The organism is Nocardiopsis sp. NPDC049922, from assembly GCF_040660275.1.
Lineage (GTDB): Bacteria > Actinomycetota > Actinomycetes > Streptosporangiales > Streptosporangiaceae > Nocardiopsis.
In genome coordinates this window covers 622,023-635,437 of record NZ_JBFAME010000001.1, presented here as the reverse complement: position 1 = coordinate 635,437, position 13,415 = coordinate 622,023, and the positions used below count along the sequence as shown (strand labels likewise).

Annotated in this window: 13 protein-coding genes; 5 read left to right on the top strand and 8 right to left on the bottom strand. The window is 74.1% G+C overall.

What is annotated here, in order from left to right:
• Positions 1-4: 4 nt before the first annotated feature.
• The 3 genes from AB0I72_RS03035 to AB0I72_RS03025 all read right to left on the bottom strand — a co-directional run bounded on the left by AB0I72_RS03035 (position 5) and on the right by AB0I72_RS03025 (position 1,575).
• Positions 5-613, bottom strand: coding sequence for a DJ-1/PfpI family protein (locus AB0I72_RS03035; protein ID WP_358562293.1), 609 nt, complete (start codon positions 611-613; stop codon positions 5-7).
• Positions 610-1,092 (bottom strand): helix-turn-helix domain-containing protein, encoded by a 483-nt coding sequence (locus tag AB0I72_RS03030; RefSeq protein WP_358562290.1) that lies wholly within the window; start codon positions 1,090-1,092, stop codon positions 610-612. Before AB0I72_RS03030 ends, AB0I72_RS03035 begins: the two co-directional genes overlap by 4 nt.
• A 108-nt stretch (positions 1,093-1,200) precedes the next feature.
• Positions 1,201-1,575, bottom strand: coding sequence for a DJ-1/PfpI family protein (locus tag AB0I72_RS03025; protein ID WP_358562288.1), 375 nt, complete (start codon positions 1,573-1,575; stop codon positions 1,201-1,203).
• Positions 1,576-1,712: 137 nt separating this feature from the next.
• Here AB0I72_RS03025 and AB0I72_RS03020 point away from each other — a divergent pair, with 137 nt between their 5' ends.
• On the top strand, positions 1,713-2,819 hold the full coding sequence (locus AB0I72_RS03020) for a PQQ-dependent sugar dehydrogenase (protein ID WP_358562285.1): 1,107 nt from the start codon (positions 1,713-1,715) through the stop codon (positions 2,817-2,819).
• A 201-nt stretch (positions 2,820-3,020) separates the two neighbouring features.
• Here the strand turns inward: AB0I72_RS03020 and AB0I72_RS03015 are convergent, their stop codons facing one another.
• Positions 3,021-3,881 (bottom strand): haloalkane dehalogenase, encoded by an 861-nt coding sequence (locus tag AB0I72_RS03015; protein ID WP_358562282.1) that lies wholly within the window; start codon positions 3,879-3,881, stop codon positions 3,021-3,023.
• Between the two features lie 194 nt (positions 3,882-4,075).
• On the opposite strand from AB0I72_RS03015, the gene AB0I72_RS03010 reads away from it, so the two are divergent.
• Both AB0I72_RS03010 and AB0I72_RS03005 read left to right on the top strand, forming a co-directional pair.
• Positions 4,076-4,501 (top strand): VOC family protein, encoded by a 426-nt coding sequence (locus AB0I72_RS03010; RefSeq protein ID WP_358562280.1) that lies wholly within the window; start codon positions 4,076-4,078, stop codon positions 4,499-4,501.
• 139 nt (positions 4,502-4,640) lie between these two features.
• On the top strand, positions 4,641-5,135 hold the full coding sequence (locus AB0I72_RS03005) for an FBP domain-containing protein (RefSeq protein ID WP_358562277.1): 495 nt from the start codon (positions 4,641-4,643) through the stop codon (positions 5,133-5,135).
• Between the two features lie 99 nt (positions 5,136-5,234).
• On the opposite strand, the gene AB0I72_RS03000 is transcribed toward AB0I72_RS03005, so the two are convergent.
• Positions 5,235-5,429, bottom strand: a complete 195-nt coding sequence (locus tag AB0I72_RS03000; RefSeq protein WP_358562809.1) for a DUF1918 domain-containing protein — start codon at positions 5,427-5,429, stop codon at positions 5,235-5,237.
• Between the two features lie 188 nt (positions 5,430-5,617).
• Positions 5,618-6,496, bottom strand: a complete 879-nt coding sequence (locus AB0I72_RS02995; RefSeq protein WP_358562274.1) for an alpha/beta hydrolase — start codon at positions 6,494-6,496, stop codon at positions 5,618-5,620.
• Between the two features lie 102 nt (positions 6,497-6,598).
• Between AB0I72_RS02995 and AB0I72_RS02990 the strand changes: the two genes are divergently transcribed.
• The gene (locus AB0I72_RS02990; RefSeq protein WP_358562272.1) at positions 6,599-10,105 is read left to right on the top strand and encodes a BTAD domain-containing putative transcriptional regulator; all 3,507 of its coding nucleotides are present in this window, start codon (positions 6,599-6,601) and stop codon (positions 10,103-10,105) included.
• Here AB0I72_RS02990 and AB0I72_RS02985 read toward each other — a convergent pair.
• Positions 10,092-11,732, bottom strand: a complete 1,641-nt coding sequence (locus AB0I72_RS02985; protein WP_358562269.1) for a nucleotidyl transferase AbiEii/AbiGii toxin family protein — start codon at positions 11,730-11,732, stop codon at positions 10,092-10,094. The two genes, AB0I72_RS02990 and AB0I72_RS02985, sit on opposite strands and share 14 nt — an antisense overlap.
• Positions 11,733-11,827: 95 nt before the next feature.
• Positions 11,828-12,412, bottom strand: coding sequence for a TetR/AcrR family transcriptional regulator (locus tag AB0I72_RS02980; protein WP_358562266.1), 585 nt, complete (start codon positions 12,410-12,412; stop codon positions 11,828-11,830).
• 71 nt (positions 12,413-12,483) lie between these two features.
• Here AB0I72_RS02980 and AB0I72_RS02975 point away from each other — a divergent pair, with 71 nt between their 5' ends.
• A complete protein-coding gene (locus AB0I72_RS02975; RefSeq protein WP_358562263.1) occupies positions 12,484-13,374 on the top strand; it encodes an oxidoreductase in 891 nt (296 codons plus the stop codon).
• Positions 13,375-13,415 lie beyond the last annotated feature (41 nt).

Here is a 13,415-nt window from a genome sequence, read left to right as displayed (position 1 = left end):
TCCCTCAGGTGGTGTGCGGCTCGTCGGCGAGGTACGGCGGCGCCGGTTCGTATTGGAGGTAGCGGCGCACGGCGCGGGCGTGCTCGCGTCCGTGCAACCGCCCGACCAGCCACAGCGCGCTGTCGATCCCGGCCGAGACCCCCTGGCTGGTGAGCACGTTCCCGTCCACGACGTACCGGGCGTCGCGCACCACGGTGACCTCGCCCTGAGCCTCCAGGTCGTCCTCGTGCCTCCAGTGCGTGGCCACCCGGCGCCCGCGCGCGGGTCCGGCGGCGTGGAGCAGGAACGCGCCGGTGCACACGCTGACGACCCAGAACGTGTGCTCGGCGGTCCTGGCGATCCAGTCGGTGACGACGGGGTTGCGCACCTCGATCTCGCGGGTGCCCCGCCCGCCCGGCACGAGCAGCACGTCGAGCGGCGGGTGGTCGTCCAGCGTGTGGTCGGCAAGCACCCGCATCCCCTTGCCGCAGCGGATCGGGTCCGGTCTCTCGGCGACGAGCACCGCAGTGTCGGCGCCGCCGCGGATCATGGAGGAGGCGGTGAACACCTCCCAGGGGCCGACGAGGTCGAGCTCCTCGACGTCGTCGAAGACCAGCAGTCCGTAAGCGGTCATCGGGACCCTCCTGTCGTGGTGGATCGGAAACGGTCGCGGTAGTCGGAGGGGGCGACGCCCAGGCGGCGTTGGAACGCCCGGCGCAGGGTCTCGGCGGTGCCGAACCCGCAGCGGCGCGCGATGGCGTCGACGGGTTCCTCGCCGTCTTCCAGCGCGCGCTGCGCCGCCTCGACGCGCACTCGTTCGACGTAGCCGCCGGGCGGGACGCCGAGTTCGGCGGTGAAGCGGCGTTGCAGATGGCGCGGGCTGAGCCCCGCGCACGCGGCGAGGTCGCCGATGTCGTGTCGACCGCCGGGATCGGCGTGGATCGCCTCCACGGCGGCGCGGATCGGGTCGGTGGACAGCTGTTCCGACCACAGGGCCCGACTGAACTGCGACTGGCCGCCGGGCCGTCGCAGGAACAGTACGAGGTGTTTGGCGACGTCCAGCGCGGTCCGCCGTCCCCGGTCCTCCTCCACCAGGGCGAGGGCCAGGTCCATCCCGGCGGTCACCCCCGCCGACGTCCAGATCCGTCCGTCCCGGACGAAGACGGGCTCGTGGTCGACCGTGACCGCGGGGTACTCCCGGGCGAGTTGTGCGGCGCGGGCTCAGTGCGTGGTGACCCGGTGCCCGTCCAGTAGGCCGGTCTCGGGCAGGAGGAGGGCGCCGCTGCAGACGGAGGTGGCCCGTCGGGCCCGCGCGGCGGCGTCGGTGATCCAGCCGGTCAGCCGTGGGTCGTGCCTCGCCTCGTCGACGCCGGATCCTCCCGCGACCACGAGTGTGTCGACGCCGTGTGGGCTCAGGGTGTCCACGCCGTGCTCGGCGTGGATCGGAAGGCCGCTGTCGGCGCGGATGAGCCCGCGGCGGGGCGCCACGATCGCGCAGGAGTAGCCGCCCGCGCGCTGGAACACCTCGTGCGGTCCGGCGAGGTCGAGTGTCTGGAAGCCGTCGAAGATCACGAAGGCGACGCGTGGTGATCGCACCCCGTCACCGTAGGGTCGGCCGAGAGATGGCGTCAACGACACGCACCCCACGGATCGCGCCATGCACGCCCGCTTGCCGGGGGTGCTTCGTGGGGGAGATCCTGGCGTCACGGAACCCCGCACCCGGGAGGTGCGCCATGGCAGCAGGTCGAACGACGGCCGTCCGCCGCCGGACCGCGGCCCTGCTCATGGCCGGTGCCGTCCTCACCGCGTGCGCGGGGACCGACGTCGGATCGGACGGCGCGGCCGTTCCCGCCCCGGACCTCGGTGCGGGCGAGGAGGTGGCCACCGGGCTCGACATCCCATGGGGGCTGGTGTTCCTGCCGACCGGGGAAGCCCTGGTGTCGGAGCGGCACACCGGGCGGATCCTCCTGGTGACTCCCGGAGGGGACGAGCCGCGGGAGGTCTACGCGATGCCCGGGGTGACCGGACCCGAGGGACCGGAGTCCGGTTGGGAGGGCGGTCTGATGGGGCTGGCGGTGTCGCCCGGGTACGAGGACGACGGCCATGTCTACGCCTACCTCACGACCGAGGACGACAACCGGGTCGTGCGCTTCCGGCTCGATGGGGGAGCGCCGGAGGTCGTGTTGGACGGCATCGCCCGGCACGCGTACCACGACGGCGGTCGGCTCGCCTTCGGGCCGGACGGGATGCTGTACGTCGCCACCGGTGACGCGGGCCGGCCCGCTCTGGCCCAGGATCCGGACAGTCCGAACGGGAAGATCCTGCGGCTGACGCCGGAGGGGAAGGCGGCGCCCGGCAACCCGACCCCGGGTTCTCCCGTGTACAGCCTCGGCCACCGCAACGTCCAGGGTCTGGTCTGGGACGACGAGGGGCGGCTGTTCGCCACCGAGTTCGGCCAGGACGCGTTCGACGAGGTCAACCTGATCGAACCGGGCCGCGACTACGGCTGGCCAGAGGTGGAGGGCGTCGGCGACACCGACGGCGGGCGCCTCACCAACCCCCTGGTCACGTGGACGCCCGACGAGGCGTCGCCGTCCGGGGCCGCGGTCGTCGGCGACACCCTCTACGTCGCCGCGCTGCGCGGCGAGCGGCTGTGGACGGTCTCGCTGGAGGGCGGTGGCCTGGGAGAGCCGACCGCGCGGTTGGAGGGCGAGTACGGCCGACTGCGCACGGTGGAGGTGGCGCCGGACGGCGCGCTCTGGGTCACGACGTCCAACACCGACGGCCGCGGGGACGTCCGCGAGGGCGACGACCGGATCCTCCGTTTCGAGGTCGGCTGACCGTGGTCGGCGGCGTGCGGAAGGGGGCTGTCACCGGTCGGCGGTAGCGTCCCGCTGACACGTCCGCGGAGCGGGGAACAGGGTGGACGACGAGGCGTTTCCCTTCCAGTGGGAGGTATCCGCCACGGACCCCGAACCGCTCGTGAGGGCGGACCGCCCTCGGCCGGAGCGGATCGAACGGTGGTCCGCCCGCGCGGCGTCCTACCGCAGGCCGTGGCGGTCCGCCCACGCGCCGACGGCCTCGCCGATCTCCTTGGGCCGGTCCTCCGGCGCGTGGTGCCCGGCCGGGCCGAGGTGCTCGGTCTCCAGGGCCGCCATGTGGGACGCGCACCAGGCGGCCATGTCCTCGGTGATGAGCAGCGTCGGCGAGGAGTTGAAGGTCAGCAGCAGCTTCGGCACGTCGGTACTGGTGGCGAGCCAGTCCTGGAAGCCGTCGAGCCGCTCGGCGACGTCGGCGGGTTCCCCGTCGACGGGCATGGAGTTCGCCCACTCCAGCAGCGGGCGTCGGCTCTCCGGGTCCGGGTACGGGGCCCGGTACGGCGCGATCTCCTCCTCGCTCAGCGGGTTGAGGACACCGCGGGTGAAGGCCGCGTCCACGAGTGCGTGCCGCTCCAGTGCCGCCCGCGCGCCCTCCGGCGTGCGCAGGGTCGCGAAGCGCTCGCGGGCCGGTTCGCTCAGCTCGGACGAGGCCATCGGTCGGACGACGGCCTCCAGGAAGGCGACGCCGCGCACCCGCCCGGGGTGGCGCGCGGCGAAGTCGAAGGCGAGTGCCCCGCCCCAGTCGTGCCCGACGAGTACCACCCCGTCCAGGCCCAGAGCGTCGAACCAGGCGTCGAGGTAGCGCGCGTGGTCGGCGAACCGGTGGGCGCCGCCGCCGGGCTTCCCGGACCGGCCCATGCCGATCAGGTCGGGTGCGAGCAGGCGTCCCGGGGCGCCGACGGCGGGCATGACCCTCCGCCACATGTGGGACGAGGCGGGGTTGCCGTGGAGGAAGACGACGGGCGTCCCCTCTCCGATCTCCTCGTGGTGCATGGTCGAGTCGAGAACGTCGATGACGGGCATGGGGACTCCGATCGAGATCGTTCGATTCACAAACGTTAGTGACTCCAACGAAATTAGATCGTGAGGACGACGAACGCAAGTGCCTGGAGCCGACACGTGACCGCACCCGACGCCCCGGGCGCCCCGGCCCGCCCGCACCTCGGGGTGGGGAGCGGCCCCTCGACCGAGACGCGCGAGGGCCCTAGCCTGTCGGGATGCACCTGGATCTGGTCTCGCTCATCGTCGACGACTACGACCCGGCGATCGACTTCTTCGTCGACGTCCTGGGGTTCGAGCTGGTCGAGGACTCCCCCTCCACGACCAACGACGGCCGTCCCAAGCGGTGGGTCGTGGTCCGCCCGCCGGACGCCCGCACCGGGCTGCTCCTGGCCCGCGCGGACGGCGACGAACAGGCGGCGGCGGTCGGGAGGCAGACGGCGGGCCGGGTCGGCTTCTTCCTGCGCGTCGACGACTTCGACGCGGCCCACGCGCGGATGGTCGCGGCCGGGGTCGCGTTCCTCGGGGAGCCGCGCACGGAGCCCTACGGCCGGGTCGTGGTCTTCCTCGACGTCGCGGGCAACCGCTGGGACCTGCTCGGACCGGCCCCGGAGGATGCGGACGGCCCGACCCCTCCCCGGTAGGTCGGGGCGACACGCGGGTGCGGTGCGGAGGGCCGGCGCGAACCCGCGCCACCGGTCCGGGCGGGTCCTCGGGCGACGACGCCCGGTGCTGGGAAAACCCGTTGCCCGGCGTTCGCGCACGTTGTTAGCGTCGGTCGACATGAAGGCCCTGACCGAGCGGGACATCCGCGGATCATTCGTGAACTGTTCGAAGGGGGAGGCCCAGCGCCTGGCCCTGCCCCGGGACCTCGCGGAGCGGCCCTGGGAGGACCTGGACTTCCTCGGTTGGCGCGACCACACCGCGCACGAGCGCGCCTACCTGGTCGTCGAACGCGAGAAGGGGCTGGTGGGGGTCGCGATGCGGCTGGTTCCCACACGCGAGGGGTTCCGCGCGAGCCTGTGCTCCCTGTGCCTGACCACCCACCGGGGCGAGGGGGTGACCCTGATGTCGGCGCCCAAGGCGGGGAAGGCGGGCCGGGAGGGGAACTCGGTCGGACTGCGCATGTGCGCGGACTTCGGCTGCTCGCTGTACATCCGCGGGCTGCGGGAACCCGCCCCCGGAGGGGGACGGATCAAGGAGTCGCTCAGCGTCGAGGAGCAGGTGGCGCGGGCCCAGGAGAACCTCGGGGGCTTCCTGGAGCGGCTGCGCTCCTGAGCGGCGTGAACCTCGCGTGAACGTGACGGGGGCCGGTAGGCGTCGTGCCCACCGGCCCCCGGCGTGTCCGGAGGAGCCCGGGGTCCCGGGGGCCCGGCGTCAGTCCCTCGGGAAGCGGGGCTCCACGATGGTGTTCGGCCCCGGGTAGATCAGCCGTTCCTCACCGTCCGGGAACCGCACGACGTACGGCGGGCCGTTGTTGGCGCCGCGCACGTCCACGATCCTGCCGCTGTGCTGCCCGTCACTGCTGGCGACGCCGTGCGTGTGCACGTAGTCCCCGATCCTCGCCTGCATGTCGCCCCCGATCGACATCGGCCGCCGCGGCGCTCCCAACGGCCGCGATCACCGCCCGTAACCGGGATCTACCCCGTTCGGCGAGCACCTGAACCGCCGCGTGGAACGTCGGTTGACCGGGCCGCGCGCCGCGCTCTCGCTCCGGACGTCCGTGACCGCGCCGCCCGGAGACGGCGGTGCGGGACGGCTCAGCGGGCCATGAGCGCCCGCAGCTCTCCCACCACCTCGGCCGGGGCCTCCTCCGCCATGAAGTGGCCGCACGCGACCGTGACGTGCCGCAGGTCGTCCGCCCAGGCACGCCACCGGGCGGCGGCGTCGAAGCCCAGGGCCGCGCCCCAGTCCTGCTGGAGCACCGTCACCGGCATGCCGAGCCGGTTCCCCGTGGCGCGGTCGTGCTCGTCGTGCTGGACGTCCACGGTGGCCGAGGCGCGGTAGTCGGCGACGATCGACGGCACCGCCGCGCGGGACGCCCGCAGGTAGGCGGCGCGGACGTCGTCGGGGATCGCCTCCGGCGCGTTCGACCAGACGTCCAGGAAGTGGCCGAAGAACGCGTCCGCGCTCGCCGAGATCATCGCCTCCGGAAGGCCGGGCGGCTGGGCCATGAGGTGGAGGTGGAACCCCACGGCGGCCGACACGCCCCGCATGACCTCCCACATGTCCAGCGTCGGCAGGACGTCGAGCGACGCCAGGCGGGTGACCGCCTCCGGATGGTCGAGCCCCGCGCGGATCGCGACGAGCGCGCCCCGGTCGTGGCCCGCCAGCGCGAACCGCTCGTGCCCGAGGGCGCGGGCGAGGGCGACGACGTCGGCCGCCATCGCGCGCTTGGCGTAGGCCCGTCCGTCGGTGTCCCCGGGCTTGTCGCTGTCCCCGTAACCGCGCAGGTCGGGGCAGATGACGGTGTGGTCGGCCGCCAGATCGGCGGCGACGTGCCGCCACATCAGGTGGGTCTGCGGGAACCCGTGCAGCAGGACGATCGGACTGCCCGACCCGCCCACGGCGGCGTTCAACGCGACCCCCTCGGCCACGGGCACGCGCTGGTAGTCGAATCCGCTGATCCTCGGTTCCATCCGGTCTCCTCGTCGTCGGCTCGTCGTCAGCTCGGTGCCGCTCCGGTCGGGGCGGCGTGCCACGAGCGTGCGCGGTGTGGATCAGCGGCCGGTCAGCGCCGGATGAGCGCCGCCGCGGACGCGGCCCGCACGGGGTTAGGTTGGGCGTGGGCGTGGGTGGCGAGCAGGGGCGGGGGGATCGTGGCGTCGGTGACGTTCGGGGTGCTCGGCCCGGTCGAGGCGGTCGACGAGCACGGGCCGGTCAGGCTCAAGGGGGCCCGCCATCGGGCGGTGCTGGGCAGGCTCCTGGTGGCCAGGGGGCGAGTGGTGTCGGTCGAGCGGCTCGTCGACGACCTGTGGGACGACCCACCCGGCGGCGCGGTCGGCGCGATCCGCACGTTCGTCGGTGAGCTGCGCCGGGCACTGGAACCCGACCGACCGCCGCGCGCTCCCGCCCGACTGCTGGTCACGGTCGGCCCGGGGTACGCGCTGCGCACGCCACCGGAGTCGGTCGACGCCGGGCGGTTCGAGACCGGGCTCGCCGCGTCGGAACGCCTGCTGGAGGCCGGGGACGAGACGGCGGCGCTGGCCCGGATCGACGCGTCCCTGGACCTGTGGCGCGGGCCCGCGTACGCCGAGTTCGCCGACACGGACTGGGCGCGCGCCGGCGCCGCCCGCCTCGGTGAGCTGCGGCTGCTGGCCGAGGACGTGCGGGCGCGGACGCTGCTGGCGCTAGGGCGGGCGGCCGAGGCCGTGCCCGACCTGGAGGCGCGGGCCATGGGGCACCCCTGGCGTGAGGAGACGTGGCGGCTCCTCACGCTCGCCCTGTACCGGTCCGGCCGCCAGGGGGACGCGCTGGCGACGCTGCGGCGGGCACGCGCGGTGCTGGCGGAGGAGTTGGGGGTGGACCCCGGCCCCGAACTCCGGCGCCTGGAGACCGACGTCCTCGCGCAGGCCCCGCACCTGGAGGGACCCCGCCGTGCCGGGACGCGACGGGTCGGGTCCCGCGCGGTGGGACCCTCGGCCGTGGGGCCCCGACCGGCCGGGCGGACGGACGGGCCGGGGGTTCCGGGAGGGCGGACCGTCCCGGCCACCGGGCGGGAGCGATCGTTCGTCGGTCGGGAGGCCGAGTTGGAGCGCCTGACCATGGCGGCCGAGGGGGCGGCCGCACGGGGCGTGTTCGGCCTCGCGTTGGTCTCCGGCGACCCCGGCGAGGGCAAGACGACCCTGGCCGAGGCGACCGCCGCGCGTCTGGCGGAACGCGGATGGACGGTGGCCTGGGGCCGCTGCCCCGAACAGGAGGGCGCGCCCGGCCACTGGCCGTGGACCCAGGTCCTCGCCTCCCTGGAGAAGGCCGGGCATCCCACGCCCCCCGAGGCCTCTCCGTCCCTTCCGGACACGGACACGGGCCCGGTGCCGCCCGAGGCGATGTCCGCCCGCCGCTTCCGCGCCCACCGCGCCGCCGCCGACCACCTCGCGGAGGTCGCGCGCGCCGCGCCGCTGCTCATCGTGCTCGACGACCTCCAGTGGGCGGGGGAGGAGACGCTCGCCCTCCTGGCCTCGCTGGGGGGCGAGGGGATCGCGGCGCCCGTGGTCGTCGTGGCCGCCTACCGCGCCAACGAGATCGGCGCGCCGCTGGCCGAGGCGCTGGGGCGACTCGCCAGAGCCGAACCGACCCGCGTCTACCTGGGCGGACTCGACACGGCGGCGGTCGGGGAGATGGTCAGGGAGACCGTGGGCGGTCGGGTGGACGCCGACATCGTGCGCGTCGTCCGTCGGCGCAGCGGCGGCAACCCCTTCTACGTCGGGGAACTCGCCCGGCTGCTCCGTGACGAGGGGATCGGCGCGCTGGAGTCGGTTCCGGCCGGGGTCCGGCACGTGATCCGCCTTCGGACGGCTCGGCTGCCGGAGGCCGACCAGGAGGTGCTGCGTCGGGCCGCGGTGATCGGCCGCGAGGTCGACCTCGACGTCCTGTCCGCCCTGGCGGGGGAGGACGAAGCGCTGCACGCGGTGGAGTCGGCGCAGCGCGAGGGGCTGATGGTCGACGACGGACCGGCGCGCGTGCGGTTCGCGCACGACCTGGTGCGGGACGCGCTTCGGGACGAGACGGCCGGTGTCCGCCGGGCCCGTCTGCACGCGCGGATCGCCGAGGCCGTCGAACGGTTGCGCCCGCACGACGTCGCCGTTCTCGCCCACCACTACCTGCGGGCCGGGACCGGGGACACGGCGGACAAGGCCGTGCGGTACGCGCGTGCCGCCGCCGAGCGGGCCGAACGCGCCTTCGCGCCGCACGAGGCCGCGAGGATGTGGCGCGAGGCCCTGGCTGCGTACGACCGCGTGGGCGGGGGAGCCGTCCGGGAGCGGTTGGACCTGGTCATGGGGCTGGTCCGCGCGCTCGCGTTCACGGGCGGACTGGAGAGCGCCCGCCGGTACCGGGGCGAGGCGGTCGCGATGGCGGAGGAGCTGGGCGACCCGCTCCAGACCGCCGTCGTGCTCGGGGCGTTCGACGTGCCCGCGATCTGGACGGCCAACGACGACGAGTCCCTGTCCCAGCGGGTGGTGGCGGCGGTCGAGCGGGTGCTCGTGAGCCTCCAGGAGGACCGTCGGGCCGAGCGGTGCCGACTGCTCGCCACGCTCGCGATGGAACTGCGGGGCGTCCCGAGCGAGCGGGGCCGGGCCGCGGCTCGGGAGGCGGAGGCCCTCGCGCGCGAACTGGGCGATCCGGCGCTGCTCGCGTTCGCCCTCAACGCGCGCTTCATGCACGCCTTCGAGCGGGCGGGGATGGCCGGTGAGCGCGCCGAGCTGGGCTCGGAGCTGGTCGACCTGTCGCGGCGGCACTCCCTGGCGGGGTTCGAGGTGCTCGGTCACCTGATTCTGCTCCAGGCGCGGGCCGCACTCGCGGACCTCGCCGCCGCCGACGAGCACGCGGCGGCCGTGGACCGGTTGGCGGAGGAGCACGGGATCCCGCTCGCGGGTGTGTTCACCGAGTGGTACGCGGCGCTGCGCCTGGCCGTGGCCGGGCGGACGGAGGAGGCGGAGGCCGCCTGTCGGGCGGCGTCGGTGGGGCTGCGGCGGAGCGGCATGCGGGGGATGGAACGGGGGCTGCTGCCGTTCGCCCTGCTGTGCCTGCGGGTCCAGAGCGGCGGGGTCGGCGGCGTCGACGGGGCCGGTGAGCGCGGCTCCCACGGCTTCTGGCGGGCGGCCTGCCACGGCGAGACGGACCCGGGTGGCTTCGGGCCCTTCGAGCCCTGGGCGCGGGCGCTCGACCTCGTGCGGAGGGGTGAACGCACGGCGGCGGCCGAGGCGCTGGCGACGGACCCGCCGCCGGACCTGTTGTACGAGGCACGGGAAGCCCTCGCCGCGCTGGTCGCCCTCCGCACGGGCGACCGCACGGCCATGGAGCGCGCGTACGGGCGCCTGCTCCCCGCGGCGGGAGAGCTCGCGGGAGCGCAGAGCGGGCTGCTGACGCTCGGTCCCGTGGCGGCGTACCTGGGGGACCTGGCCGAGGCCCTGGGCAGACCGGAGGAGGCGGCGGCGCACCGACGGCGTGCGCTCTCGATCGCCGAGCGCGCGGCCGCTCCGCACTGGGTGACGGCCGCGCGCCGGGCGCTCGGGCTCAGTCCTTCCTGAACACCGGGGCCATGGCGGTCTCGAACCGGGTCAGCCACGGCTCGGCCGCGCCCTCGACCCACGGGCAGTCACGCTGGAAGTGCTTCCACTCGTCCACGAGGTACATCTCCTCCCGCAGGTGGCGCTCGGTGACCTCCTCGGGGTCCACCAGGCCCTCCTCGGCCAGTCCCGGCCCCAACACCGCCATCAGCAGCTCGCGGGACAGGGACGTGTTCTCCGCCAGGAGGACGGCGTCGTACAGGTCCTTGCCCTGCGGGTGCATGTCCGTGTACAGCCACAGGACCTTCCACGCCAACGACAGCTCCGGGCTGGCCGCCAGGACCTCATCCGACCCGAACCGCACGCGGACGGGCGGCTCGGGCAGGGGCTCGTGGAACACGACGTCCATCTGCACCGTGCCCCGAGGCAGTTCCTCGCATGACCACGGGACGACGAGGCGGCGGCCCTCGGCGCGCTCGTAGGTCCAGATGCCCTCCGACCGGGCGTCGTCCGGGTGGAACCGGAATCCGGGCGGGTTCGGGACCGCGTCGCCGAGCGCGGCGACGATGTCGTCGAGCATCCGGGAGGCGTCCTCGCCGATCGGTTCCATGTCCGCTGGAACGACCACGAAGTCCAGGTCGCGCGGGCGCCGGGCGGCGTCACCGACCCACACGGGCATGAGCATGCTGCCGCGCAGGACCAGGTGGTCACGCCAGGGCGTACGGGCGATCGCCTCCAGGGCTCGCGCCAGGGCGTGCTGCTGGGCGCTCCACCAGCGTTCCGCGAGTTCGGGGTCGTCGAACGCGGGTTCGCTCGGCCGGTAGGCGTGACGGAACTGCTTCAGGGCCGGGTCGAACACCTTCGCCTGGGCCGCGTCCGGTCCGGCGGTGTTCGGCAGGTAGGTCTCCGGGTAGCTGGGGCCCAGTGCGCGGAAGGCGGGCACGGTCGTGGGAAGCTCGGCCTCGACGCCCATCGGAGCGGCGTCCATCCACCCGGTGTCCAGGTCGAGCGCGCTGTCGTATACGACGAACTCGTGCTCGACGTCGACCATGCCGGGGACGGGCGCCGAGCCGGTGAGCCAGGCCCCGCGAGCCCATCCCAGACCCTTCTCGTGCAACGCCTTCTTCAGCCGGTCCAGGAGTGTCAAGGCCGTCGGCAGACCCACCCGCGAGCAGCGCTGCGTGACGAACCTTTCCTGGTAACCGTCCTCGCGCACGCGGCGCGCGTTGCGGGAGAGCCGGGCGAGGTGCGGTTCGACGAGCCGCGAGAGCGCGTCGAGGTCGGCTTCGGGCGCGAGCAACAGCTTGAGGTGGTGCTCGAAGTAGCAGTGGGCGGGGAGCGTCCGCGCCTCCTCCCTGGTCCTCGGGACCCCGACGCTGAACGGAGAGGCCTCGATCTTGGTACGGGTCACCTCGAACCCGGCCTCGGCGAGGCGTTCGGTCCACCCCTCGGCGATCCGGAGCTCCTGGCTCAGCATGCCGTGGCCCTGGTAGGTGACCATGGGCTGGGAGGCGGAGGCGCCTCGGTCGAGTTCGATGTGGGTGAACTTCAGGGCGTTGTCCCGTGCCCACGCGGCCGCCTCCTCGACGCGTTCGGGGGTACGCGCGTCAAGCGTCAGGTGGGTCTCGAAGTCGCCGGGGAACTCCATGGGTGCCTTCTTCTTCCGGGGGTGCTCCGCGCCCGTGGGACGCGCCCCGGGCCGGTGCGGTTCCTACCCGAGGCGGTTCCCCGGCCCGGTTCACCTCAGCGCGGGGCGAGCCCCTCGTAGAGGACCCCGACCACGTCGGCGAGGCGCGCCTCGATGTCCGCGGGCGCGGCGTTGGCGCTGAACGAGACGAAGCCGTGCAGGGTGGCCGCCACGGTCATCGCGACAGTGTACGGGTCCCCTCCACCGAGTTCCCCGGCCGCCTGGCCCTCCCGGATCGGGCGCGTGACCGTGTCGAGCATGCGGGTGATCTCCGCCAGCAGCTGTTCGGAGACGTCGGGGTCGTGCTTGCGCGTGTACATGAGGTCGAGGAGGGCGGCGTGCTCGACGGCGAACCCGACGTAGGTCCTGGCCAGCCCGAGGAGGCAGGCGCGGACGTCGTCCTCGGCCTCCACCGCGCGCTCCAACCGTTCGGTGAGCCGCTCGAACCCGGAGAACGCCAGGGCGTCGAGCAGGGCCTGCTTGTCCTTGAAGTGGCGGCTGGGCGCGGCGTGGCTCACCCCCGCCTCGCGGGCGAGCTCGCGCAGGGACAGCGACGCGGGACCGCGCTCGGCGAGGGCGCGTTCGGCGTTGGCGAGAAGGACGGAGCGCAGGTCACCGTGGTGGTAGGGGCGGTCAGGCATGGGTCCAGGATAGGCCCCCGTCAGCATTGTTGTCATTGACAACTTGGAGTGGGGTCGCCTACCTTGGCGCGATGGAGACGAACGCGGTCACGATCCCCGACCTCAGCGGCCGCACGGCGGTCGTCACCGGAGCCAACAGCGGACTGGGCCTGGAGACCACGCGCATACTCGCCCGCAAGGGCATGCGGGTGGTGATGGCGGTCCGCGACGAGGAGAAGGGCGAGGCCGCCGCGGCGTCGGTCGACGGCGTCACGGAGGTGCGGCGGCTCGATCTCGCCGACCTCGACTCCGTGCGCGCGTTCGCGCGGGCGTGGGACGGGCCGATCCACCTGCTCATCAACAACGCGGGCGTGATGGCGATCCCGAAGTCGACGACCAAGGACGGGTTCGAGACGCAGTTCGGGGTCAACCACCTCGGCCACTTCGCCCTCACCAACCTGCTCCTGCCGCAGGTCACCGGCCGGGTGGTGACGGTGTCGTCCGGTCTGCACCGGCTGGCGCGCGGCATCGAGTTCGACGACCTGAACCTGGACGAGGGCTACACGCCGAACCGCGCCTACGCCCAGTCCAAGCTCGCCAACCTGCTGTTCACTCTGGAGTTGCAGCGTCGGCTGGAGGCGGCGGGCTCGCCGGTGCTCGCCACCGCCGCCCACCCGGGGTACGCGGCCACCAACCTCCAGAGCCACGCCGCCAACCCGGTGCACAGGGGGCTGATGGCCGTGGGCAACGCGCTGATCGCCCAGAGCGGGGCCAACGGCGCCCTGCCCACGATCTACGCCGCCACCCAGGACGTGCCCGGAGCGGCCTACGCCGGCCCCCGGAAGATGGGCGGTCTGCGCGGCGCCCCGGGTCTGTCGAGCCGGAGCGAGGCCGCGTGGGACTCGATCGCCGCGCGGCGGCTGTGGACGGTGTCGGAGGAGCTCACCGGCGTGACCTTCCCCGACCTGGAGTCGGACGCCTGAGTCGGACCGCCCGGCCCAGACGCGGCGCGGCTCGTCTCCGC